Raw genomic sequence first — 23281 nt, 5'->3', positions numbered from 1 at the left:
GTGAACGTGGTGTGGCGCTCACTCCACAAGAATTCATCGAAGTGTGACACGAGCAGTCGAGAGACATGTTTCACGTGGAACATCCCACGGGCCCTCTCCTCGACCGCCGCTACGGAGCGCGGCACCGCGCGCGTGATCGTGGCCCGCGACGATCGACGCTAAACTCGCACGGGCGGCAAACGCGGACGGCGCCGATAACTCAGGCTGTCAGGTGACTTCGACGCATGGGGCTGGGGAAGCCACCGATAAGAGGATGGATGTGCGATGCCGGAGCATACGAGCGTAGAGATGGAACCACCCATCGCAGCGTCACTGTTCGGTGTCCGCATGCCTGTCGCACGTGAATTCGCGTCGCAGCTCGGGAGCAGGGGAGAGGAACTCGGGCTCATCGGCCCGCTCGAGCCCCCACGGCTCTGGTCGCGCCACATCATCAACTCCGTGCTGGTCGCACCGCTTCTGAATCCTGGTGTGGTCGGAGACATCGGAACCGGGGCCGGCCTGCCCGGTCTGGTGCTGGCCATCGCGCGTCCCGACGTCGACTTCGTGCTCATCGAACCCATGGAACGTCGCGTAGCCTGGCTCGAAGAACAGGTCGCGCATCTCGGGTTGGACAACGTGCAGGTCCGACGCGCTCGCGCAGAGGATGTCGCGAACGAGATTAGCCTTGATCAAGTGACCGCCCGGGCAGTCAGCGCCTTTTCCAAGCTGATCCCGCTGACAGTGCCGCTTGTGAAGACCGGCGGAGAACTCGTGCTCATGAAGGGTGCGAACGCGGAGCGGGAAGTGGAGGCCGCGAGCAGGGCCATTCGCAAGCATCACCTGGAGGATGTCGAAGTCATCACGTTGGGAGCAGGACAGGTCGACGAGGTGACGCGAGTCATCCGGGCACGTGTCGCTTGATGCGTCGGCTCGGGCGGCCACGGAAAGAAGTGCTGATGGCATGTGTATTCACATTCCTTAGGCGACAGGACGGCGACAAATGTTCCACGTGAAACATGTCAGCCGTCCATTCGTTTTCATCGTCCCGATCGATCGACGGAGAGTCACCCATGGATGACGACCTCAGCCCCATAGCTCGTGAGCTCTCCGAGACGAGCCGACGACGGAAGGCTCTCGCCGGACTCGTCCTGCCACGCCCCACGCGCACGCGGGTCTTCACGATCGCCAATCAGAAGGGCGGCGTGGGCAAGACCACGTCCACGGTGAACCTCGCTGCCGCGCTGGCGAAATCGGGATCTCGGACGCTGGTCATCGACCTGGATCCGCAGGGAAACGCATCGACGGCATTGGGTGCCGACCGGTCCAGTGACCTGACGAGCGTCTACGACGTGCTCGTCAACTCCGCGCCGGTCGAGGATGCGGTGCAGAGCAGCCCGGAGTTCGACACGCTCTTCTGCGTCCCGGCCACGATCCACCTCGCTGGAGCCGAGATCGAGCTCGTCAACCTGCCGCAACGGGAACGACGCCTGCGACTGGCACTGGATGCGTTCCTGGCGTCAGACCGCGGTCAAGACTTCGACTACGTCCTGATCGACTGCCCGCCGTCGTTGGGGTTGCTCACGATCAACGCATTCAGCGCCGCCAAGGAGGTGCTGATCCCCATCCAATGCGAGTACTACGCCCTCGAGGGTCTGAGTCAGCTGCTGTCAAACATCGAGCTGATATCGCAGCACCTGAACCCCGAGCTGTCGATGTCGACCATCCTGCTGACCATGTACGACGGACGTACGAACCTCGCGCAGCAGGTCGCAGCGGAGGTGCGTGAGCACTTCCCACAGCAGACGTTGACGACACTCATCCCGAGGTCCGTCCGCATCAGCGAGGCGCCCAGCTACGGGCAGAGCGTGATCAGCTACGACCCCAACTCACCTGGCGCGCTCTCCTACCTGGAGGCCGCGGCCGAGATCGCACACCGAGGAGCCCAGAACTGATGGCAACCAAGAGAACCGGCCTGGGGCGTGGCATCGGCGCGCTCATCCCCACCTCCGACGAGCGCAGCCGGCCCGTCGACGTCTTCTTCCCCGACAGCATCGGCGCTGGCGCGCCGAGCGGCGTCCACCAGGGGGATGCGCAGGGCACGAGCGAACCCGAGCTCGTGGCCGTGCCGGGAGCGCGCCTCGCGAACCTCGATCCCGCGGACATCACCCCCAACGCGCAGCAGCCGCGTACCGACTTCCGCCAGGAGGAGCTCCAGGAGCTCATGGTCTCCATCCGGGAGTACGGGGTGCTCCAGCCCATCGTCGTCCGTCCGCTGGGGGCCGACGCTGATGGACGGGCGCGCTACGAGCTCGTGATGGGGGAGCGCCGGCTGCGTGCCACAAAGGAGCTCGGGTTGCACACCATCCCGGCTGTCATTAAGGACACCGCCGACGAGTCCATGCTCCGTGACGCGTTGCTCGAGAACCTGCACCGGTCGGAGCTGAACCCGCTCGAGGAGGCCAGCGCATACCAGCAGCTCCTGGCCGACTTCGCCATCACGCAGGACGAGCTCGCACAGCGTCTCGGGCGATCCAGGCCGCAGATCACCAACACGATCCGACTGCTGCGCCTTCCGGAGGACGTGCAGCACCGCGTCGCCGCCGGCGTCCTGTCCGCGGGTCATGCACGTGCGATCCTGTCCTCGGGCGATGAGGACGCGATGCGCCACCTCGCCGAGAAGATCGTCAACGAGGATCTCTCCGTCCGCGCCGCTGAGGCGGCGGCCCAGCGCGGCCAGAAGGCCACGAAGCCGCGGAAGAGCTCCACCTCGGCGCGCAACGCCCATCTGGACGAGACGGCGCAGCGTATCGGGGATCACCTGAACACGAGCGTACGAGTGACGATGTCGGCGCAGAAGGGCCAGATCGTGATCGACTTCGCGACCGTGGGGGACCTGACGCGCATCGCCCAGGAGATGGGCGTGCCGCACGCTGACGCCAGCTGACGCGTCCGGACACAGCCCGAGTGGGCGACTTCCGTCGCCACGCGCGGCGGAGTCAGCGGATGGTCGAGGCGTCCCGCGCGGCTTCGGCGAGCCGACGGTACAGATCGCCCACCTCGATGCCCGCGGCAGCGAGGCCCTGGGGGAGCAATGACGTCTCCGTGAGGCCGGGGATGACGTTGACCTCGAGGAACCACGGCTCGCCCGCGGCGTCGATGATGATGTCGACTCGCGACATCTGGCCGATGCCGAGCGCGCGGTGGATCCCGACGGCCGCGGTGGAGGCCGCGGCGGCCTCCTCGGGGGAGATGCGTGCCGGCGTGTAGAAGCGCGTGAGACCCGCGTTGTAGCGCGCCTCGTAGCCGTACACGCCGGAGGTGGGGACGATCTCCGTCGCAGGCAGGGCCTCGGGGCCGGCGCCGGTGTCGATGACGCCGATCGCGACCTCGGTGCCCTCGATGAGCTGCTCGATAAGGGCGACGTCGCCGTAGGTGTAGGCGTCCACCATCGCCCGGGGAAGGGCGTCCGCGTCCCGCACGATCGTGACGCCCTGCGCGGATCCGCCGCGGGCCGGCTTGACGGCGTACGGGGCGGGCACGGCCTCGGTCACGAGCCGGAGGACGGCTGCCGCTCCGAGCTCGCGGAACGTGTCCTTCGGCAGGGTCACGGATCGCGGCGTCCGGATCCCGACGGTCCCCGCGATCGCCTTGGCGGTCGGCTTGTCCCACGCGAGGCGGGCGGCGCGGGCGGAGGAGCCCACGTACGGGACGCCGGCGAGCTCGAGCAAGCCGAGGAGCGCGCCGTCCTCTCCGCTCGCGCCATGGAGGACCGGCCAGACGACGGCAGGGGGCGTCTCGCGCAGGAAGTCGAGGAGGGTGGCGTCGGGGTCACGAAGGGACGCCACGACACCCGCTCCTCGGAGGGCGTCCACCACGCGGCGCCCACTGCGGAGCGACACGTCGCGCTCATGGGAGATGCCGCCCGCGAGGACGAGGACGGAAAGGGGCTCGTGTGCGGTCATCTTGCTCGATCCGGTTGCGGTCGGTGTACGTGGACGCGGAGGGTCAGTCGAGGTCGGGCGGCGGGGTGACGACGGACGTCGTGGGACGTGAGGCGAGCGCGCCCGTGCCGGAGAACGTCGTGAGGAGATCCAGCTCGTCGTCGATCACGCCCGCCATGCGGCGGACGCCCTCGCGGATGCGCTCCGGCGTCGGGTAGCAGAACGACAGGCGGATGGCGTCTCGTCCGCGCCCGTCGGCGTAGAACGCGGTACCGGGCGTGTATGCCACGAGCGCCGTGACGGCGCGAGGGAGCATCTGCTTGGAGTCCAGCTGCTCGGGGAGCTTCAGCCAGACGTAGAAGCCGCCGTTGGGGACGGTCCAGGTGAGTCCCGGGAGGTGCTCCTGGAGCGCCGAGAGCGTGGCATCGCGCCGCTCGCGGTACACGCCGCGGAAGGTGTCTATCTGGCCCTTCCAGTCGGATGCGTGCAGGTACTCGGAGATGATCAGCTGGCTGAAGGAGCTGGGGGAGAGCACCGCCGACTCCTGCGCGAGGATGAGCTTCTCGCGGATGGCGTGCGGCGCGAGCGCCCAGCCGACCCGGAAGCCGGGCGCCAGCGTCTTCGAGAAGGACCCGAGGTAGATGACGCCCTCGTCGTCGAGGCTGCGCATGGCGTCCGGCGCGGGGCGATCGAACCAGAGGAGGCCGTAGGGGTTGTCCTCGAGGACGAGGATGTCGTTCGAGCGGCAGATCTCGAGGATCTCCGGGCGCCGAGCGGCGGACATCGTGACGCCGGCTGGGTTGTGGAAGTTGGGGACCGTGTAGAGGAACTTGATCGTGCGGCCCTCGCCACGGATCCGCGCGATCGCCTCGCGCAGCGCCTCGGGGACGAGGCCGTCGTCATCCATGACGACGTGCTCGACCACAGCCTGGTAGCTGCGGAAGACGCCGATGGCGCCGACGTAGCTGGGGGCCTCCGCGAGGATCACGTCGCCCGGGTCGATGAACAGCTTGGTGACGAGGTCGAGCGCCTGCTGCGAGCCCGTGGTGGTGACGATGTCGTCGACGCTGCCGCGGATGCCCTCGAGCGCCATGATCTCGAGGATGTCCTCGCGGAGCTCGGGCGTGCCCTGGCCGCCGCCGTACTGCAAGGCCACGGAGCCGCGCTCGCGCATGACCTTCTCCATCGCCGTGACGATGAGCTCCTGGGGGAGGGCGGAGACGAACGGCATGCCGCCGGCGAGGGAGACGACCTCGGGGCGCGAGGCCACGGCGAATAGGGCGCGCACCTCGGAGGCGCTGAGGCCAGAGGTCCTCTCCGCGTAATGGGGGAACCAGGGGTCGAGGTTGGTGCCCGCGGATTCGCGGGGGCTGCCTGCAGGTGTCACGTCACGTCTCTCACTGTCCGATTGCCGTCCAGCCTAACGGGCGACGGCCCGCGATCCCCATCGTCGTCCGTCCGCTGCCGAGGGTCGGCCGAACGACGGAGGGCCCGGCACCTCTCGGTGCCGGGCCCTCCGGTGATGCTCGTCGCCGGTCAGGCGCGAGCGGCTGCTACTTGAGGAAGTCCGCAAACTCCTGCTCGAGCGCGGGCTTCGGCTTCGCGCCGATGACGGTCTTGACGACCTCGCCCTTCTGGAACACCTTCATGGCCGGGATCGACGTGATCTTGTACTTCATGGCGATCTCGGGGTTGTCGTCCACGTCGATCTTGACGAGCTCGATGCCGGGGTTCTCGGCGGCGATCTGGTCGAGGACGGGGGAGACGGCCTTGCAGGGGCCGCACCAAGGCGCCCAGAAGTCGACGATGACGGTCTTCTCGGCGTCCAGGACGTCGGCCTGGAAGCTGGCGTCGGTGACGTCGCGGGAGTGGGACATGGTTTCTCCTTCGTGTGGTTCGCGTGGATCCGAGCGGATGCCGGATCGGGTCGTGATGAGGGGTGCGGCTACTGGTGGTCGGCGCCGACGAGCTCGCCGTCGGGATCCACCACGCTGCCGGCTGCCGGCGCGCCGTGGCCCGCGGGTCCGTCCGGTCCGTCGGAGGCCGCGTCGAGCAGCGTGTCGGGCAGGGACGCGAGGAAGTGCTCCGCGTCGAGCGCCGCGACGGTGCCCGAGGCGGCGGCGGTGATGGCCTGGCGGTACGTGGGGTCGATCACGTCGCCGGCGGCGAAGACGCCCGGCAGGTTCGTGCGCGACGAGCGGCCCTCGACGGCGATGGTGCCCTCGGAGGTGAGCTCGAGCTGCTGGTGGAAGAGGTGCGTGCGCGGGTCGTTGCCGATGGCGATGAAGAGGCCGTCGAGCGCGAGCCGACGCTGCTCGCCCGTGACGGTGTCCTCGAGCACGACGCCGTCGACCTTCTCGCCGCCCGTGATGTCGACCACCTGCGCGTTCCAGACGAACTCGATCTTCGGGTTCTCGAACGCGCGGTCCTGCATGATCTTCGAGGCGCGCAGGCTGTCCTTGCGGTGGATCACGTAGACCTTCTCCGCGAAGCGCGTGAGGAAGGCCGCCTCCTCCATCGCGCTGTCGCCGCCGCCTACGACGGCGATGGTCTTCTGGCGGAAGAAGAAGCCGTCGCACGTGGCGCACCAGGAGACGCCGTGGCCACTGAAGCGGTCCTCGGCAGGGAGGCCGAGCTTGCGGTACGCGGATCCGGTGGCGGCGATGACCGCCAGCGACTCGTGCACGTCGCCGTTGCCGAGGGTGACGCGCTTGACGTCGCCCTTCAGGTCGACGGACGTGACGTCGTCGAGGACGACCTCGGTGCCGAAGCGCTCGGCCTGCGCCTGCATCGCCATCATGAGATCCGGGCCCTGGATGCCGTCGGTGAAGCCGGGGTAGTTCTCGACCTCGGTGGTGTTCATGAGCTCGCCGCCGGCCTCGACCGAGCTCGCGATGAGGAGGGGCGTGAGGTTGGCGCGCGCGGCGTAGATGGCGGCCGTGTATCCCGCGGGACCCGAACCGATGATGATGATCTGACGCACGACGGCTTCTCCTCCACTGCTCGGCGGGGCGCCTTCCCGGTGCCCGCTCACCTCTGCAACAGACCCACGGTAGCGGCTATTCCTGCGGCTCCACCGGGCGGGAGCGCGGGAGCGGACACGGGTGCCAGCGCGTCCGGCGGTAGGCCAGGCGGGCGCTCAGCGGCGGCGGATGCGGCGCATGACGGGGCCCGCGAGCTGCTGCAGCTCGGACGAGCGCATCGCGGCGAGGGCGGCGAGGTAGACGGCCGTCATGACGGCGGCCAGGGGGATCCCGACGAGGAGCGCCTGGCCCTTCGACGCGACGCCGACGCCGTCGAACGCGCCGCCCGAGACGAGGGACAGCAGCGCGATGCCGACGAGTGCGGTCGGCACGGCGGCGACGACGAAGCGGACGGCGCTGCGGAGGATCCGACGCCCGTCGATGCGGCCGATGCGCCGGCGGAGCAGCCCGGCGGCCAGCACGGCCTGGCCGGTGACCGTGACGGTCTGCAGCACGGCGAGCCCCACGCCGATCCGCTCGACCGGCTGCTGCGCGATGACGAGCGCGCCGGCGATGAACAGCACGACCTGCGCGCACTGGATGAGGAACGGCGTGCGCGTGTCCGAGAGCGCGTAGAAGGCGCGCTGCAGCACGAACAGGGTGCTGAATGCCGGCAGGCCGAGGATGAACGCGATGAGCACGATGCCGTAGCCGCGGACCTCGCCGATGTCGCCGGAGACCATCACACGCGCCACGGGCCCGGCCAGCACCGCGATGAGTGCGGTGGACAGGACGGTCATGAGGGCGACGAGCCGCACCGCGGAGGACAGGTCCGCGCGCATGCTGTCGTGGTCGCCCTCGCCCTCGCCCTCGCCCTCGCCCTCGCCCGCGTGCGTGCTCATGCGCGTGAAGTAGGCGGTGGCGATGGAGACGGCGAAGATCGAGTGCGGCAGCATGAAGAACAGCCACGCGTTGAGGAGGATCGTGCTCGAGGGGCTGTCCGACGTGGCGGCGATGTTGGCCACGTTCGACTGCGCGATGCCCGCGAGCTGCGTGACGACGAGCATGCCGAAGGTCCAGCCGGCGAGACGCCCGGCGGTGCCGAGGCCGACGCCCCGCCACGCGAAGTCGAAGCGGAACCGCAGGCCTACGCGGCGCCAGAAGACGAAGAGGATGAGCGCCTGGGCCACGACGCCGAGGGTCGCGGATCCGGCCAGCACCACGATCTTGTCGAGGCTCCAGTCGTCGACCGGGCGGCTGCCGGAGCCGAACATGGCCTGGAAGACGAGGAGGCCGGCGATGGCGACCACGTTGTTGAGGACCGGCGCCCAGGTGAACGGGCCGAAGGATCCCCGCGCGTTCAGCACCTCGCCGAGGACGGCGTAGAGCCCGTAGAAGAGGATCTGCGGCAGGCACCAGTACGCGAACGCGACGACGAGCGCGAAGACGTCCGGCGGCAGCGTCGCGGCGTAGAGGCGCGAGACCACCGGGGCGCCGACGGTCGCGAGGATCGTGACGCCGCCGAGCACGACGATCGCGATGGTGACGAGCTTGTTGATGTAGCCGGCGCCGCCGTCGGCGTGCTTCGCGGCGCGCACGACCTGGGGCACGAGGACCGCGTTGAGGACGCCGCCCGCGATGATCACGTAGATGTTGTTCGGCAGCTGGTTCGCGTTGGAGAACGCGTTGGAGCTGCCGAGGGTCGCGCCGATGGTCTGCAGCAGCACGATGGCCTTGACGAAGCCCAGGATGCGCGAGACGAACGTGCCCGACGCGAGTAGCGCGGACGCGCGGCCGATGCCGCCGCGGGGAGCGGGGGACGCGGTCACGAGGCGTCTCCGGCCCGGGATCTCGTCGCGGGCGCGGGGTCAGTCATCGATCTCCTCGGGCAGGCCGGCGAGCTGCCGGGCGCGGGCGCGACGGCGCTTGCGGATGCTGCGGAACAGGCCGAAGCCGAACAGGAGGGCGACGGCGGCGACGAACAGCGTCGTGACGACGGCCTCGAAGCCGGCGCGGATGAAGAGCTCGACGGGCGCGCTCTCGCCGATCTGGACGCTGCCGTCCTCGGTGGTGAGCCGGGCGGTGACCACGACGTCGCCGTTCGAGATGGCGGTGATGGGCGGGCGCGCCGACGCGCTGCCGTGTGCGGGGACGGTGACGAGCGCGGAGTCGTCGACGCGGATCCGGCCGCTGCCCGCGATGATCGACAGCCGCACCGTGACGGGCTGGTCGAGCTCGTTGCTGACGTTGATGAGGAGACTCGTCGTGTCGCTGATGACGGTGTTCTGGCGGGTGGTGATGGCGACGGAGCCGAGCAGCGCGTCCGCCTGGGCGGTGTAACCATCCTGGACGGTCACGAGCCCATCCGGGTCATCGCGCCAGCGGTTGGCGAGCGTCGCGAGCAGGAGCATGCGCTGCTGGCCGGTGATGAGCTCGGGCCGTTCGACCGACTTGGCGAACGCGTCCACCTGCGCCTCGAGTGACATCGCGTCGGCGACCCGCTGGACGCGCGTGGGATCCTCCGGGTGGTCGACGACCTGGAGGGGGACGGGCGCGGTGGCGAACGCCGCGCCCAGCTGGGCGGCGTCGGCGAAGGGGAGCCCCTGGATCGCGTCGAGCAGCGGCCCCAGGCGACCGCCGGAAGCCGCCCAGCCCCGCTCGAGGGCCGCGACCACGACGTGGCCGTCCGCGGCGCGCGCGTCGGCAGCGAGGGTCGCGGAGAGCTGGGCCAGCGTGATCCCGAACGCCTCGTCCGTCTCCGCGGAGAGCGCCTGGTCGACGAGAGCGGAGACGCGGGAGTCCGTCACGAGCACGGTGGTGTCGCCGATCTCGCCGGTGGCGCCGACCGACGCGGTGCCGGTGGACTGCACGTCACCGCTCGCGAGGATCGCGGTCGTGGTGCCGCTGGCGGCGAGCACCCCGAGGTCGCCCGAGGTGACGGTACCCGCGGCAGGCCACGAGACGCCGGAGATCGTGTAGTCCCAGGCGGTCAGGTCGGCGAGGCTCGGCACGGGGGCGAGCGCCGGCGCCGTGGGCGTGGGGCTGGGCTCGGGGCTGGAGGAGGGGGCGGGCGTCTCGGCGGGAGCGGCGGTCTCCGCTCCCGCGACGGTGGGTCCGTCGCCCGCGCCGCTCGCAGCCGGCGACTCCGTGGCCGTGGGAGCCGCGCTCGGGGTCGGCGTGGGGGTCGAGCCGGGCGCCGCGAACCGGTTCGCGCGCACGGCGTAGGTGGTGTCCGTGGGCGCGAGCAGGGTCGCGGCACCGGCCTGCGCCTGCACGGCGACGTCGGCGTCCGCCCAGGCCAGCGCGAAGGTCTCGTTCGGCATCTCGCGGAGGCGCTGCAGCCACTCGACGGCGGATGCGGGGGCATCGGCGCCGAGGATCCGGATGGACGCGATGATCCGCGGGTCGATGCCCACCGCGACGGGCCGGCCGTGCACCGCGTCGAGCTGGCGCGTGAGCGTGCCGCCCGGTGCCGTGTAGGTCGCGAGGGCCTCGGCGTCGACGAAGTCCGAGGCGCTCGGCGGCACGGTGAGCGGCATGACGGCCGCGACGGGCGTGGGCGCCGGATCCGCGCCCGGGCTCCAGACGACCGCTCCGCGCCCGGTCGCGACGTCCGCGCCGCCGACCTCGAGCTCCGCCGTGAGCCCGCGCGGACCGAACCCGCCCCGGCTGCCCTGCAGCGCGACGGTTGCCGACGGCACCGAGATGGCCACGTCGACCGTGCCACCCGCGGGCACCTCCGGGGTGTCCGTGCGGCCGACGCGCGGGCCGGTGCGCGTGTTCTGGTCGGTGGACGCGGTGTCGAGCCAGCCGTCGACCTTCGCGCGGGTGTCGAGGACGGTGCGGTTGAGGTCGAGGTCGATGCGCCCCGCAGGCACGGCGGCGTCCGTCGCGTTGACCACGGAGACGGTGACGGCGAGGTCCTCGCCGGGGGTCAGGATCCCCTCGGCCGCGGGAGCCACGGTCAGGGTCACGCCCTCGGTAGCCGCGTGCGCCAGGGTCGACGGACCCGCGACCGTCCCGGCGGCGAGCGTCCCGGCGGCGACCGTGACGCACACGAGGGTGGAGATCGTGCGCCTGGCGGATCGCCGGATCAGCCGGAGGGCCCTGTCCGTGCGGGTGCGGCCGACGTCGTGTCGAGGCGCGGCGTGCATCTGGCGATTCTAAATGGCTGGCCCCGCGCGGCCTGTGTGCGCTCGCCGTGGACGCCGATGCCCGTCGCCGCCCCGCCGTAGACTGTCCGACCATGCACAGCGTCGCACAGGCCCTCGAGCGTCTCCGCGAGCTGGCCGCATCGCCCCCGGTCGCCGTGCTCGCTCGTGCCTTCCACGAGGCGGGCCATGAGCTCGCCCTGGTCGGCGGCCCGGTGCGCGACGCGTTCCTCGGCCGCGCCGCGACCGACCTCGACCTCACGACGGATGCGCGCCCCGACCGCATCCTCGAGATCGTCAAGCCCGTCGCCGACGCCCACTGGGACATCGGCCGCGCGTTCGGCACGATCGGCGCGCGCGTGAAGGGGGAGCAGGTCGAGATCACGACCTACCGCACCGACCAGTACGACGGCGTCTCCCGGAAGCCCGAGGTCGAGTTCGGCTCCTCCCTCGAGGAGGACCTCGTGCGCCGGGACTTCACGGTCAACGCGCTCGCCGTGCGCCTGCCGCAGGTGGTGCTCGTTGACCCGTCCGGCGGCATCGACGATCTCCTCGCCCAGGTGCTCCGCACACCCGTGGCCCCCGAGGTCTCGTTCGGCGACGACCCGCTCCGCATGATGCGCGCCGTCCGCTTCGCCTCGCAGCTCGGCTTCCGGCTCGACGACGCCGCGCTCGCGGCCATCCACGACATGGCCCCGCGGATCCTCGACATCTCCGTCGAGCGCGTGAGCGACGAGCTCTCGAAGCTGCTGCGCACGCCCGAGCCGCGCGCCGGGCTCGACCTCCTCGTGGAGGGCGGCCTGGCCGACCACGTGCTGCCCGAGCTCCCCGCAATGAAGCTGGAGGCCGACGAGCACCACCGGCACAAGGACGTCTACCAGCACTCGCTCCAGGTGCTCGACCAGGCCATCGACCACGAGCGCTCCCGCCACCCGGGCGATGCGCCTGACCTCGTCCTCCGCCTCGCCGCGCTCCTGCACGACATCGGCAAGCCGTCCACGCGCCGCCTCGAGCCCGGCGGGGTCGTCACCTTCCACCACCACGACGTGGTCGGATCCAAGATGGCGAAGCGCCGCCTCCGCGCCCTCCGCTTCGACAACGACACGATCGCGTCGGTGGCCCGCCTCATCGAGCTGCACCTCCGCTTCTTCGGCTACACCGAGGGCGGGTGGACCGACTCGGCCGTCCGCCGGTACGTGCGCGACGCCGGTCCCGAGCTCGAGCGCCTGCACATGCTCACGCGCGCCGACGTGACCACGCAGAACCGCCGCAAGGCCGACCGGCTCGGCTTCGCGTACGACGACCTCGAGGCCCGCATCGCCGAGCTTGCGGAGCAGGAGGAGATGGCCGCCGTGCGTCCGGACCTCGACGGCGAGGCGATCATGCGGATCCTCGACGTGCCGCCGGGGCCGGTCGTCGGCCGCGCCTACCGCTTCCTGCTCGAGCTGCGGCTCGACGAGGGCCCGCTCCCCGAGGACGAGGCCGAGCGACGCCTCGTCGCCTGGTGGGCCGCCGAGCAGGGCTGATCCGCATGGCCGCGACCGCCGGCCTGGTGCGGCTCCTCCCCATCCGGTAGTCTTACGAGGTTGTCCGCCCGGCAACGGGATTCCCCTGCCCCGCGCGGACAGATGCACATACCCTCCTGTCGCAGATCGTCTGCGACCGTTCAAGTCCGAAGGAGGTGGGTTAGTGACGCATCAGTACGAACTCATGGTGATCCTGGATCCCGAGATCGATGAGCGCACCGTCGCTCCCAGTCTCGACAAGTTCCTCAACGTCATCCGCACCAGCGGTGGCACCGTCGACAACGTCGACGTCTGGGGCCGTCGTCGACTGGCGTACGAGATCAACAAGAAGAACGAGGGCATCTACGCCGTCGTCCAGCTCACCGCCACGAGCGAGGCCACGCAGGAGCTCGACCGCCAGCTGGGTCTGTCCGAGGCCGTCATGCGCACCAAGGTGCTGCGTGCCGAGGAGGCCATGGCCATGGTCGCCTCCGCTCGCAAGCTCGCCGACGAGAAGGCCGCCCGCAAGGCAGCCGCCACGTCCAAGGCCGCAGACGCCGCGCCGCAGGCGCCCGCCACGGATGCCGCTCCGGCGACGCCCGGCAAGCCGGCGGCGCAGGCCGCTTCCAGCGAGAAGACCGGGGAGTAGTCGATGGCCGACGAAACCATCATCACGGTCGTGGGCAACCTCACCAGTGATCCGGAGCTGCGGTACACGCAGAACGGGCTGGCGGTAGCCAACTTCACCATCGCCTCCACGCCGAGGTCCTTCGATCGCGCGAGCAACGACTGGAAGGACGGCAACGCCCTCTTCCTCCGTGCGAGCGTGTGGCGCGAGTTCGCCGAGCACGTGGCGTCCTCGCTCACCAAGGGGTCGCGTGTCGTCGCGACCGGCCGCCTCAAGCAGCGGTCGTACGAGACGAAGGAGGGCGAGAAGCGCACCTCCATCGAGCTCGAGGTCGACGAGATCGGCCCCTCGCTCCGCTACGCGACCGCACAGGTCACGCGCGCGGCCGGCGGCGGCGGCAACGGCGGCGGAGGCAACTCCGGCGGCGGTGGCCGTGGCCAGTTCGGCGGCGGACAGCCCCAGCAGCAGCAGGTGGCCGAGGAGCCGTGGGGCACCCCCGCGAGCTCAGGCGGCAACTCCGGCGGCGGCGACGGCGGCTGGTCCAACCCCGGCAACTTCAACGACGAGACGCCCTTCTAGGGCTCGTCGCACTACGTACGAAAGACAGGAAGAATCATGGCTGGAAAGAGCAGCGGCGACCGCCGCAAGCTTCTCCGCGGAGCCAAGGTCGGCAAGAACGCCGCCCCGGCGAAGTCCATCCGCGTCGGCGTCATCGACTACAAGGATGTCGCCACCCTCCGCAAGTTCATCTCCGAGCGGGGAAAGATCCGCGCTCGTCGCATCACCGGTGTCTCGGTGCAGGAGCAGCGCCTCATCGCGCGCGCAGTCAAGAACGCGCGTGAGATGGCACTTCTCCCCTACGCCGGCTCCGGCCGTTAAGGGGTAATGGAATGTCCAAAGTAATCCTGACGACCGAGGTCTCCGGCCTCGGTTCCCCCGGAGACGTCGTCGAGGTCAAGAACGGGTTCTCCCGCAACTACCTCGTGCCCCAGGGCTTCGCGGTCATCTGGAGCCGCGGCGGCGAGAAGCAGATCGAGCAGATCAAGGCAGCGCGTGCCGCTCGCGAGCACGCGACCATCGAGGAGGCGCAGGACCTCAAGAGCCGCCTCGAGGCCAAGATCGTCAAGCTGACCGTCAAGGCCGGCCAGGGCGGACGCCTCTTCGGCTCCGTCAAGACGTCCGACATCGCCAAGGCGGTCGAGGAGTCCGGCATCGGCCAGGTCGACAAGCGCAAGATCGAGATCCCCAACCCCATCAAGGGCACGGGCAACCACGAGGCCACGATCCGGCTCCGTGACGACATCGTCGCCACGATCAGCCTGCAGGTCGTCGCCGCGAAGTAACGCAGCACGAGATCGATGGCGGTGGGCTCCTGGAGCCCGCCGCCATCGGCGGTTAACCAGCCGGTCAGAGGGCCCTGGATCCCCAGCCCCATCCACAGGCGAGCCCCTAGCAGACGAACTCTCAAGCCCTGGTGCAGACTAGTTTTCCCACACCGGTGGGGGAGAACTCCGGGCCTGGTCAGATGGGCATTCTGGCCAGAAAAAAGTCAGTAGTGCACAGGTCTGTCCCCAGGTAGTCCACACGATCTCCGGCGTTTCGCCCACTTTGTCCACAGTCTCGTCCACAGGGGCATTTGGTCCTGGCGTGACCGGATCCATATCGTGGGGCAGCGCCCGTCGAACGGATCGCGGAGGGACCCGTCAGCGGTCCGGCCGACGTCGTCCGAGCGGTGTCGGTGGTCCGAGCTAGAACGGTCGTGCGGGCGCATCCGCCCAGCCGACCGAGGGGAGCCGCACGTGTCCATCGCCCATCTGGGTCTCGCCGGCGAACGGGACGAGCGCGACAAGCGCGCGGGTCACGAGCGCACGCCGCCGCACGACCTCCTCGCCGAGCAGAGCGCCATCGGCGGCATGCTGCTCAGCAAGGACGCGGTCGCCGACGCGGTCGAGCAGGTGCGGGCGATCGACTTCTACATCCCCAAGCACGAGATCATCTTCGACGCCATCCTGTCGCTGTACTCGCACGGCGAGCCGACGGACGTCATCGCCGTCACGGACGAGCTCACGAAGCTCGGCGAGCTGAGCCGGGCGGGCGGGGCCGACTACCTCCACACGCTCACGAGCGTCGTGCCCACGGCCGCCAACGCCGGCTTCTACGCCTCCATCGTCGCCGAGAAGGCGGTGCTGCGCCGCCTCGTCGAGGCGGGCACCCGCATCGTGCAGATGGGCTATGCCAGCGAGGGCGAGGTCGTCGACCTCGTGAACAACGCGCAGGCCGAGATCTACGGCGTCACGGGCGGCGTGGAGGCCGAGGACTACGTGCCGCTCACGGACGCGGTCACGGTCGCCATCGACGAGATCGAGGCGGCCAAGGGCAAGGACGGCCAGATGACGGGCGTGCCGACGGGCTTCGCCGACCTCGACGCGCTCACCAACGGCCTGCACCCCGGCCAGCTCATCATCGTCGCCGCGCGCCCCGCGCTCGGCAAGTCCACGCTCGCGCTCGACTTCGCGCGGGCGGCGAGCATCAAGTACGACATGCCCTCCATCTTCTTCAGCCTCGAGATGGGGCGCAGCGAGATCGCGATGCGCCTGCTCTCCGCGGAGGCCTCCGTGCCGCTGCAGAGCATGCGCAAGGGCACCGTGGACGCGCGCGACTGGACGACCATCGCCCAGACCCGCGGCCGCATCAACGACGCGCCGCTGTACATCGACGACAGCCCCAACATGACGCTCGTCGAGATCCGGGCGAAGTGCCGACGGCTCAAGCAGAAGGTCGGGCTGAAGCTCGTCGTCATCGACTACCTGCAGCTCATGACGAGCGGCAAGAAGGTCGAGTCGCGGCAGCAGGAGGTCTCGGAGTTCTCGCGCGCGCTCAAGCTCATGGCGAAGGAGCTGCAGGTTCCCGTCATCGCGCTGTCGCAGCTGAACCGAGGTCCCGAGCAGCGGGCCGACAAGATGCCGGCCATCTCCGACCTCCGCGAGTCCGGGTCGCTCGAGCAGGACGCCGACATGGTCATCCTGTTGCACCGCGAGAGCGCCTACGAGAAGGACAACCCGCGCGCGGGCGAGGCCGACTTCATCGTCGCCAAGCATCGCAACGGGCCGACGGGCACCATCACGGTCGGGTTCCACGGGCACTTCTCGCGCTTCGCGGACATGCCGGCGGGCGGGTAGCGGCACTCGGGCGGTTTCAGTGAGGCGGGCCGCGAGGCTGCCCGACCGGGAGTCGACGGCCCGGGGTGAGCGGCAGACCGCGGTTGAGGCTGCGGGCGTGCCGTGGCCGGATCCCGTCAGGGCGCGAAGTAGAGGTGGGCGTGGGCCGCGCAGCCGGGGTTGAATTCGGCGCCGCAGTTCGGGCAGGAGTCCGCCGCGAGGTACTCGGGCACGCTCATGGTGGCTCGGCACACGCCGCAGAGGGCGGCCGGCAGGTGGTGCTCGGTGCGGGGGATCACCGCGAGCGGGTGATCCGCGACGGCCGCGTGGCAGAGGTGGCACGGGTACCACGCGTCGCAGCACGGGGCGCGGAGGGCGACCACGTCGAGCGGGGAGCCGTAGTGGATGCAGCGGGTCTCGGCGTCGATCGCCGGGCCTCGGACGGCGATGGTCTCGCCGCACGCGGGGGCATCCGCGGCAGATGCAGGGACTGCGTCGATGGCCGGATCGCTGACGGGAGCGGTGTCGGCGGCAGCGGTGTGACCCGCCAGGGAGGTCACGGCCGCATCCCGCCGATCACCGGGCGTGGAGTCATGACCGGCTGAGGGGGTCACGCCCGCATCCCGTGCGTCACGAGCCGCGGAGCCGTGACCGGCCGAGGGGTCACGCCCCCGCTCCCGTCATCACGCGTCCGGCAGGGCCGTCGCGGCGTCGACGAGGGTGAGCTCCGGGCTGTCTCGCTGGATCGCCTTGAGACGCCACGGCGTGGTGATGAGGGCGATGTGCGTGCCGTCGGACCGGACCAGTACCTCGACGCCGATGGTCTTCGCGAGGGCCGGCGCGGAGGCGGCGTCGGTGATGCGGGCGACCTGGTACTCGAGCGGCTCCATGCGCAGCGGCGCGCGGAACTCGTTCGTCATGCGCTCCACGACGACCTCGAACTGCATGGGGCCGACGGCGCCGAGGACGGGCGCCTGGTCGCCGCGGAGGTCGGAGCGCATCACCTGGATGACGCCCTCGTGGTCCAGCTGCTCGATGCCCTTGCGGAACTGCTTGTGCGTGCTCGTGTCCTTGGACCGGACCACGCGGAAGAGCTCGGGCGCGAACTGCGGCAGGCGCGGGAAGGTGACGGGCGCGCCGTCGAAGAGCGTGTCGCCCACGCGGATGTTGGACGCGTTGACGAGGCCGACGACGTCACCGGGGTACGCGTCGTCGACGGTGGAGCGCTCGCGGCCGAACAGCTGCTGCGCGTACTTCGTGACGAAGGGGCGGCCGGTCTGGGCGTGCGTGACCGTCATGCCGCGGTGGAAGACGCCCGAGCAGATCCGCATGAAGGCGAGGCGGTCGCGGTGCGCGGTGTTCATGCCCGACTGGACCTTGAAGACGAAGCCGGAGAAGTCCTCCTCGACGGGACGCGTGCGGTCCTGCTCGTCGGGCCGCGGCTGCGCCGCCGGGGCGATGGCGTCGAGCGCGTCGAGGATGTGGGTCACGCCGAAGTTGAGGACGGCGGCCGCGAAGAGCACCGGCGTGGTGCGGCGGGCGAGGAACGACTCCTCGTCGTGGTCCTGGCCCTCCTCGTGCAGGAGCTCGCTCTCCTCGACGGCGTTGGTCCACGCGGATCCGGCCTCGGCGAGGGCCTCATCGGGCGACATGCGGGTCTCGGGGGCGATGCTCGCGCCGCCGGCCGTGCGGGTGAAGTGCACGCACTCGCCGGTGGAGCGGTCGACCACGCCGAAGAACGCGCCGGACTCGCCGACGGGCCAGGTGAGCGGCGTGGGGAGGAGGCCCGTGCGCTCCTTGATCTCGTCCATGAGGTCGAGCGGCTCGCGACCCGGTCGGTCCCACTTGTTGATGACCGTGATGATCGGGATGCGGCGCTGGCGGCACACCTCGAAGAGCTTCATGGTCTGGGTCTCGAGGCCGCGGGAGGCGTCGACGAGCATGATCGCGGCGTCCACCGCGGAGAGCACGCGGTAGGTGTCCTCGGAGAAGTCGGCGTGACCGGGGGTGTCGACGACGTTCATGACGGTGTCGCGGTGGGTGAACTGGATCGCGGCGGAGCTCACCGAGATGCCGCGCTCCTTCTCCATGTCCATCCAGTCGGAGACCGTGGACTTGCGGCCCTGCTTGCCGTGCACCGCGCCCGCGGATCCGATGGCGTGCGCGTGCAGGAGCAGCGCCTCGGTGAGCGTGGACTTGCCCGCGTCGGGGTGGGAGATGACGGCGAAGGTGCGACGGCGGGACGCCTCGCGCAGCACGGGGGAGGCGGAGGCCGAGGCGGGCGCGCGGGGAGGGGTGATGGTCGACACCTCCCCATGGTACGAGGCGGTGTCGGGCGGGGGATCCGCGGGGTCGGGCCGGCGGGTGGGCGCGGCCCGCTGTCAGCGCCTCAGGTGAGCGAGCCCGGTCAGCGGGCTCGGAGGCGGTCGAGGAACTCGTCGGCCATGGCGAGGTGCTCGGCGAGGCGGCGGCGGCGCTCCTCGGCGTCGGCGACGAAGGCGGCGAGATCCGCGCGCAAGGACGCGGTGTCGTCGTCCGGGCCGGCGGCGTCGAGGGCGTCCGAGACCTCGAGCAGGCGCATCATCTCCTCGAGCGAGAAGCCGAGCGGCTTCATCCGGCGGATGAGGAGGAGGCGCTCCAGGTCGTCGTCGGTGTAGAGGCGGAAGCCGCCCTCGGAGCGGCCGGACGGGCGCAGGAGGCCGGTCTCGTCGTAGTGGCGGAGCGTGCGGTGCGACAGGCCGGTGCGCTCGGCGAGCTCGCCGATCTGCATGGTCGCGGTGCCGGCAGGGCGCGTCATGCGGGCCTCCAGACGGGCTCTCCCGGGGCAGGAGAGGAGTGGGCGGGACGCGGCCGGGCGACCGCATCCGCCCATTCTCCCGGATCGGGGGCGCGGATCTCCTGCCCCCGTCCGGGCGGTGCGCGGTCGCGGCGGACGTCGGGCTCGGGAGGGGGCGCGGGCGCGCTCGTAGGATCGGGCCCATGAGGATCGCGTTCGTCTCGCTGCACACGTCGCCGATCCAGACCCCGAGCACCGGCGACGCAGGCGGGCTGAACGTCTACCTGCTGGAGCTCGCGCGGAGCCTCGGACGGCAGGGGCACGAGGTGCGGCTGATCACGCGCGCCACGGATCCGGCCGATCCGGCGGTGCTGCCCGTCGCGCCGGGCGTCGAGCTGCTGTCGCTGCGGGCGGGGCCGGTCGGGCCGCTTGCGAAGGAGGAGCTGCCCGGGATCACGGACGCGTTCGCCGACGCCCTCGCCGCGCTGCCGCCGGCCGACGTCGTGCACGCGCACTACTGGCTGTCGGCCGTGGCGGCCCTGCCGGTCGCGCGCGCGTGGGGCGTGCCGCACGTGCTGACCCTCCACTCGGTGTCCGCGGGCAAGAACCGCCGGCTCGTGGCGGGGGACACCCCGGAGCCCGCGTCCCGGCTCGCGGACGAGGGGCGGCTCGTGCGCGCGTCCGACCTCGTGGTCGCGTCCGCGGCGTCGGAGAAGCGGCTGCTCGTGGAGGCGTACGACGCGGATCCCGCCGCCGTGCACGTCGTGGCGCCGGGCGTGGAGGAGGCGTTCCTGCGGGAGCCGTCGGGCCGCGACGGCGGCGGGCGGGTGCGGATCGTGCTGCTCGGGCGGATCCAGCCGCTGAAGGGGCAGGACGTCGCGCTGCGGGCCATGGCCCTGCTGGATCCGGCGACCCGGCCCCTGCTCGTGATCGCCGGCGGCATCTCGCCCGGCCGGGACGCGTACGCGGCGAGCCTGCACGCGCTCGTGCGCTCGCTCGGCCTCGAGGACGACGTCGTCTTCGTGGGTGCGCTCGATCGGGAGGCGACCGCCCGCGTCCTCGCCGGCGCGCACCTCGCGCTCATGCCGTCGGCGGCGGAGACCTACGGGCTCGTGGCGCTCGAGGCCGCGGCGTGCGGCACGCCCGTCGTCGCGTCGCGGACGGAGGGGCTCGTCGACTCGGTACGGGACGGCGTGAGCGGCGTGTTCGTGCCGACGCGGGATCCCGCCGACTGGGCCCGCGCGATCCGCGACCTGCTCGCCGACCGTCCCGCCCTCGCGCGGCTCTCGGCCTCAGCGCGGGCGCACGCGGCCCGGCGCACGTGGGACGTCGCGGCGGCGGACGTGGCGGAGGAGTACCGCGCGCTGCGGGAGCGGCTTCAGGAGCCCTCCCGCGAGCGGTCGCGGGGGCGGGGCGCTGCGGGTGCCGCGGGGCGCGCGGACCCGGCGGCCGTCGCCCGGGACTGAGACCTTCGGGCGTCAGCCGCGCCACGCCCGTCCGCGCGCCACGTCCTCGGCGGCGTGCTCGAGCCAGGTCACGGCGTCCGCGCGCGCGGAGTCCGCGGATCCGGCGAGGTCGGTGAGGGAGACCGCGGCCGCGAACCCGACCGTGGGAGCGGCGACGGAGCCGGCCACGAGGATCGCCGCGGTGCCGTGCGCCCGGGCGACGTCGAGCACGTGGGAGGCGACCTTGCCCGTCCGCGACTGCGCGTCGAAGCGGCCCTCGCCGGTGATCACGACGTCGGCGTCCGCGAGGAGACCGGCCAGGCCGATCGCGTCGGCCACGCCCGCGGATCCGGATCCCACGACCGCGCCCCACGCGACGAGGCCCGCCGCGGTGCCGCCCGCCGCGCCCGTGCCCGGGGTGGCCGGATCCACGCCGAGGAGCGCGGCGAGGTGCGCGAGTCCGGCGTCGAGCGCGCGGACGTCGACAGCCATGTGGGGCACGGACTGCGCTCCGTCAATCACGACGGGCACGCCCCGGGCGTGGGCCTCGGCTATCATCTCGGCCACGGGGTTGACCGTGCCGAGCACATTCGAGGCGTGACACACCGACACGAGGGCGGTGTGCTCGCTGAAGAGCGAGCGGTAGACGTCAAGGTCGAGAGAGCCGTCCTCACGGATAGGCACGACCTTGATTTCGAAGGGGATGCGACGTTGCAGCAACTGCCAGGGCACGATGTTGGCGTGGTGCTCCATGACGGTGAGAATCAGTTCGGAGCCTGGGCGAAGCACCATGGGGCCGAACGAGGCGGCCACGAGGTTGAGCGCCTCGGTGGTGCCGCGCGTGAAAATCACCTCGCGCTCGGAGGCGGCGTTGATGTAGGCGGCCACGCGGCGGCGCGACTGCTCCTTGCGCTCGGTAGCCTCCTGCGAGAGGGTGTGGACGCCGCGATGGACGTTGGCCTTGGTGCGGGTGTAGCCGTCGACAATCGCGTCGACCACTTCGCGCGGGGTTTGCGAGGTGGCGGTGTTGTCGAGGTAGACCAGCGGGCGGTTGTAGATGGAGCGCGCGAGAATCGGAAACTCCTCGCGGATTTTTTCAACGTCGAGAGTCATCGTAGCGTAGAGGGAGAGAGAGTCGGTGAGAGTGTGAGGGGTGGGGTCAGCAATTGTTGTGGCAGGAGGCGCAGGCGCCGAGCGAGCCGTCGAAACGGCGCTCCACGAGATGGCGCAGACGGTCGGCCACGCCGGGGATGCCAACGGTGTCGACGATGTCAATCATAAACGCCTGCATGAGCATGGTGCGCGCCTCGGCCTCGGGGATGCCGCGCTGACGCATGTAGAAAATCTGTTCGGCGTCGAGCTGACCTGTGGTGGCGCCGTGGCTGCACTTCACCTCGTCGTTGTAGATTTCGAGCTGAGGCTTGCAGTGCATACGCGCCGAGCCCGACGCGAGGATGTTGCGCGTGCTCTGGTAGGCTTCGGTGAAGGGCGCCGAGGGGGGCACGAGGATGCGTCCCTCGAAAGCGCCGCGCGAACTGCCGTCGAGCACGTATTTAAACTTCTGGTCGCTCTTGCAGCGGGCGGCGTAGTGGCCCACGAAGGTGTCGTTGTCGATGTGCATGGTCTCCGAGCCGATGGCCATGCCCGAGAGGAGGCTTTCGGCATGCTCGCCGTCGAGACGCACGCGCCATTCGTTGCGCGACACGCCGCAGGTGAGCGCCGTGGTGTTGATGGCTGTCGTCGACCCTTCCTGCTGCGCGACGTAGGTCTGCGCCATGCGCGAGGTGAGCAGCGACGACTCCTCGATGGCGCACATTTCGAAGCGGGCACGCGCGCCGACGAAAATCTCGGCCACCTGCGAGGCGGCGTAGGCGCGTTCGGAGTCCTGCGTGTGGTCGCACACGAGCAGACGCAGCTCGGCGCCCTCTTCAATCACCACGAGCATGCGGCGGAATGCGGCGAGGGGCACGGGAGCCGAAAAGATGTTGACGAGCTGAAGAGGTTTCTCAACCCGCACGCCAGCCTTGACGTGGATGAAAACGCCGTCCTGCACGAGGAGGGTGTTGAGCGCAGCGGCGGCGGAGTCGGCGGGAGCGAGGCGGCCGTAGTGCGACGCGACGATGCCGGGATAGCGGCGCGCGGCTTCGGCGAGGCTCATGAATGTCACGCCGTCTGGCAGACGGTCGGCGAGCGAGGCCGTGGGCACGAACGTGTCGTTGACCACGAAGGCCGAGAGCGTCGACATGTTGGGCACGTCGCACTTGAACGAGCGCGCCACGTCGACGGGTATGTTCTTGCGGGCCACGTTGACACCGAAGTCGGGGGCGAAAATCTTTTCGACAGAGGTCTTCTCATAGCCCTCGTCGCCGAGGCGCGGCAGCGGGGTGGTCATCAGGGTGGCCAGCGCGGCGGGGCGGGCGGCATTGAGCGCAGGCGCCGCACACGCGCTCTCAATCAGGGCGCGGTTGTCGTTGTAGAGACCTACGTATTGCGCGGCGGCCTCGGAGGGAGTCTTAGTTTCGGCCATGGCTCACTCCTCCTCTCCGCGGTTTTCGGCCTTAATCCAGTCGTAGCCCTTCTCTTCGAGCTCGAGGGCGAGCTCGGGGCCACCGGTGCGCACGATGCGACCCTTGTAGAGGATGTGGACGAAATCAGGCTTGATGTAGTCGAGCAGTCGCTGATAGTGGGTGATGACGATGGTGGCGTTCTTCTCGGTCTTGAGTTTGTTGACGCCG

General features: G+C 70.5%; 20 protein-coding genes and 2 pseudogenes. 10 read left to right on the top strand and 12 right to left on the bottom strand.

Features of this window, described 5'->3' with window-relative positions:
* The first annotated feature begins 264 nt into the window (after positions 1 to 264).
* The 3 genes from rsmG to HDR73_RS05165 all read left to right on the top strand — a co-directional run bounded on the left by rsmG (position 265) and on the right by HDR73_RS05165 (position 2923).
* Positions 265 to 900, top strand: coding sequence for a 16S rRNA (guanine(527)-N(7))-methyltransferase RsmG (gene rsmG, locus HDR73_RS05175; protein ID WP_012300313.1), 636 nt, complete (start codon positions 265 to 267; stop codon positions 898 to 900).
* A 149-nt stretch (positions 901 to 1049) separates the two neighbouring features.
* Positions 1050 to 1931 (top strand): ParA family protein, encoded by an 882-nt coding sequence (locus tag HDR73_RS05170; RefSeq protein WP_012300312.1) that lies wholly within the window; start codon positions 1050 to 1052, stop codon positions 1929 to 1931.
* Entirely contained in the window at positions 1931 to 2923 is a 993-nt protein-coding gene (locus tag HDR73_RS05165) for a ParB/RepB/Spo0J family partition protein (RefSeq protein ID WP_012300311.1), read from the top strand. The genes HDR73_RS05170 and HDR73_RS05165 overlap by 1 nt, the downstream gene beginning before the upstream one ends.
* Before the next feature lie 52 nt (positions 2924 to 2975).
* Here the strand turns inward: HDR73_RS05165 and HDR73_RS05160 are convergent, their stop codons facing one another.
* The 6 genes from HDR73_RS05160 to HDR73_RS05135 all read right to left on the bottom strand — a co-directional run bounded on the left by HDR73_RS05160 (position 2976) and on the right by HDR73_RS05135 (position 11037).
* Positions 2976 to 3941, bottom strand: a complete 966-nt coding sequence (locus tag HDR73_RS05160) for a D-alanine--D-alanine ligase family protein (RefSeq protein WP_012300310.1) — start codon at positions 3939 to 3941, stop codon at positions 2976 to 2978.
* A 43-nt stretch (positions 3942 to 3984) separates the two neighbouring features.
* Positions 3985 to 5307 (bottom strand): aminotransferase-like domain-containing protein, encoded by a 1323-nt coding sequence (locus HDR73_RS05155; protein WP_012300309.1) that lies wholly within the window; start codon positions 5305 to 5307, stop codon positions 3985 to 3987.
* 166 nt (positions 5308 to 5473) lie between these two features.
* On the bottom strand, positions 5474 to 5797 hold the full coding sequence (gene trxA / locus HDR73_RS05150) for a thioredoxin (protein ID WP_012039655.1): 324 nt from the start codon (positions 5795 to 5797) through the stop codon (positions 5474 to 5476).
* Positions 5798 to 5865: 68 nt separating this feature from the next.
* Complete coding sequence (gene trxB, locus HDR73_RS05145; protein ID WP_012300308.1) at positions 5866 to 6903, bottom strand: thioredoxin-disulfide reductase; 1038 nt, start codon at positions 6901 to 6903, stop codon at positions 5866 to 5868.
* Between the two features lie 156 nt (positions 6904 to 7059).
* Positions 7060 to 8712 carry a murein biosynthesis integral membrane protein MurJ gene (gene murJ, locus HDR73_RS05140; protein ID WP_012300307.1) on the bottom strand — a complete coding sequence of 551 codons (1653 nt, stop codon included), beginning with the start codon at positions 8710 to 8712 and terminating at the stop codon, positions 7060 to 7062.
* 39 nt (positions 8713 to 8751) lie between these two features.
* Positions 8752 to 11037: a DUF6049 family protein gene (locus HDR73_RS05135; protein WP_012300306.1), complete on the bottom strand. Its 2286-nt coding sequence runs from the start codon at positions 11035 to 11037 to the stop codon at positions 8752 to 8754.
* A 92-nt stretch (positions 11038 to 11129) separates the two neighbouring features.
* Between HDR73_RS05135 and HDR73_RS05130 the strand changes: the two genes are divergently transcribed.
* The 6 genes and pseudogenes from HDR73_RS05130 (at position 11130) to dnaB (ending at position 16346) form a co-directional block, all read left to right on the top strand.
* Positions 11130 to 12560, top strand: a complete 1431-nt coding sequence (locus HDR73_RS05130; RefSeq protein WP_041464780.1) for a CCA tRNA nucleotidyltransferase — start codon at positions 11130 to 11132, stop codon at positions 12558 to 12560.
* Positions 12561 to 12744: 184 nt separating this feature from the next.
* A pseudogene (gene rpsF, locus HDR73_RS05125) lies at positions 12745 to 13089 on the top strand (30S ribosomal protein S6); the annotation flags it as partial.
* Between the two features lie 102 nt (positions 13090 to 13191).
* The gene (locus HDR73_RS05120) at positions 13192 to 13746 is read left to right on the top strand and encodes a single-stranded DNA-binding protein (RefSeq protein ID WP_012300304.1); all 555 of its coding nucleotides are present in this window, start codon (positions 13192 to 13194) and stop codon (positions 13744 to 13746) included.
* A 36-nt stretch (positions 13747 to 13782) separates the two neighbouring features.
* A complete protein-coding gene (rpsR, locus tag HDR73_RS05115; protein WP_012300303.1) occupies positions 13783 to 14046 on the top strand; it encodes a 30S ribosomal protein S18 in 264 nt (87 codons plus the stop codon).
* Between the two features lie 11 nt (positions 14047 to 14057).
* Positions 14058 to 14510: a 50S ribosomal protein L9 gene (gene rplI / locus HDR73_RS05110; RefSeq protein WP_012300302.1), complete on the top strand. Its 453-nt coding sequence runs from the start codon at positions 14058 to 14060 to the stop codon at positions 14508 to 14510.
* A 456-nt stretch (positions 14511 to 14966) separates the two neighbouring features.
* Positions 14967 to 16346: a replicative DNA helicase gene (gene dnaB / locus HDR73_RS05105; protein WP_012039646.1), complete on the top strand. Its 1380-nt coding sequence runs from the start codon at positions 14967 to 14969 to the stop codon at positions 16344 to 16346.
* 116 nt (positions 16347 to 16462) lie between these two features.
* Here dnaB and HDR73_RS05100 read toward each other — a convergent pair whose 3' ends face one another.
* From HDR73_RS05100 to HDR73_RS05090, 3 genes are all read right to left on the bottom strand, one after another.
* Positions 16463 to 16885, bottom strand: coding sequence for a CHY zinc finger protein (locus HDR73_RS05100; protein WP_012300301.1), 423 nt, complete (start codon positions 16883 to 16885; stop codon positions 16463 to 16465).
* Positions 16886 to 17008: 123 nt separating this feature from the next.
* Positions 17009 to 18634: a peptide chain release factor 3 gene (locus tag HDR73_RS05095; RefSeq protein WP_012300300.1), complete on the bottom strand. Its 1626-nt coding sequence runs from the start codon at positions 18632 to 18634 to the stop codon at positions 17009 to 17011.
* 98 nt (positions 18635 to 18732) lie between these two features.
* Entirely contained in the window at positions 18733 to 19122 is a 390-nt protein-coding gene (locus tag HDR73_RS05090; RefSeq protein ID WP_012300299.1) for a MerR family transcriptional regulator, read from the bottom strand.
* Positions 19123 to 19304: 182 nt separating this feature from the next.
* Here HDR73_RS05090 and HDR73_RS05085 point away from each other — a divergent pair, with 182 nt between their 5' ends.
* On the top strand, positions 19305 to 20567 hold the full coding sequence (locus HDR73_RS05085) for a glycosyltransferase (RefSeq protein WP_012300298.1): 1263 nt from the start codon (positions 19305 to 19307) through the stop codon (positions 20565 to 20567).
* Between the two features lie 12 nt (positions 20568 to 20579).
* Here HDR73_RS05085 and HDR73_RS05080 read toward each other — a convergent pair whose 3' ends face one another.
* From HDR73_RS05080 to sufC, 3 genes and pseudogenes are all read right to left on the bottom strand, one after another.
* On the bottom strand, positions 20580 to 21659 hold the full coding sequence (locus HDR73_RS05080; protein ID WP_287136281.1) for an aminotransferase class V-fold PLP-dependent enzyme: 1080 nt from the start codon (positions 21657 to 21659) through the stop codon (positions 20580 to 20582).
* Positions 21660 to 21705: 46 nt separating this feature from the next.
* Positions 21706 to 23073 carry a Fe-S cluster assembly protein SufD gene (gene sufD, locus HDR73_RS05075; RefSeq protein WP_287136280.1) on the bottom strand — a complete coding sequence of 456 codons (1368 nt, stop codon included), beginning with the start codon at positions 23071 to 23073 and terminating at the stop codon, positions 21706 to 21708.
* 3 nt (positions 23074 to 23076) lie between these two features.
* Positions 23077 to 23281: pseudogene (sufC, locus tag HDR73_RS05070) on the bottom strand (Fe-S cluster assembly ATPase SufC); the annotation flags it as partial.

This window comes from Clavibacter sp. (assembly GCF_014802555.1).
Lineage (GTDB): Bacteria > Actinomycetota > Actinomycetes > Actinomycetales > Microbacteriaceae > Clavibacter > Clavibacter sepedonicus.
Note: the sequence above shows the minus strand (reverse complement) of the source record. Positions and strands in the feature narration are given on the sequence as shown.

Bases quoted from the DNA above. Each gene is read 5' to 3' on its own strand.
- rplI (WP_012300302.1), top strand. From the start codon at position 14,058: ATGTCCAAAGTAATCCTGACGACCGAGGTCTCCGGCCTCGGTTCCCCC.
- HDR73_RS05130 (WP_041464780.1), top strand. From the start codon at position 11,130: ATGCACAGCGTCGCACAGGCCCTCGAGCGTCTCCGCGAGCTGGCCGCA.
- trxA (WP_012039655.1), bottom strand. From the start codon at position 5,797: ATGTCCCACTCCCGCGACGTCACCGACGCCAGCTTCCAGGCCGACGTC.
- HDR73_RS05080 (WP_287136281.1), bottom strand. From the start codon at position 21,659: ATGACTCTCGACGTTGAAAAAATCCGCGAGGAGTTTCCGATTCTCGCG.
- HDR73_RS05090 (WP_012300299.1), bottom strand. From the start codon at position 19,122: ATGACGCGCCCTGCCGGCACCGCGACCATGCAGATCGGCGAGCTCGCC.
- rsmG (WP_012300313.1), top strand. From the start codon at position 265: ATGCCGGAGCATACGAGCGTAGAGATGGAACCACCCATCGCAGCGTCA.
- HDR73_RS05165 (WP_012300311.1), top strand. From the start codon at position 1,931: ATGGCAACCAAGAGAACCGGCCTGGGGCGTGGCATCGGCGCGCTCATC.
- HDR73_RS05120 (WP_012300304.1), top strand. From the start codon at position 13,192: ATGGCCGACGAAACCATCATCACGGTCGTGGGCAACCTCACCAGTGAT.
- HDR73_RS05170 (WP_012300312.1), top strand. From the start codon at position 1,050: ATGGATGACGACCTCAGCCCCATAGCTCGTGAGCTCTCCGAGACGAGC.
- HDR73_RS05085 (WP_012300298.1), top strand. From the start codon at position 19,305: ATGAGGATCGCGTTCGTCTCGCTGCACACGTCGCCGATCCAGACCCCG.
- rpsR (WP_012300303.1), top strand. From the start codon at position 13,783: ATGGCTGGAAAGAGCAGCGGCGACCGCCGCAAGCTTCTCCGCGGAGCC.
- HDR73_RS05135 (WP_012300306.1), bottom strand. From the start codon at position 11,037: ATGCACGCCGCGCCTCGACACGACGTCGGCCGCACCCGCACGGACAGG.
- sufD (WP_287136280.1), bottom strand. From the start codon at position 23,073: ATGGCCGAAACTAAGACTCCCTCCGAGGCCGCCGCGCAATACGTAGGT.
- HDR73_RS05160 (WP_012300310.1), bottom strand. From the start codon at position 3,941: ATGACCGCACACGAGCCCCTTTCCGTCCTCGTCCTCGCGGGCGGCATC.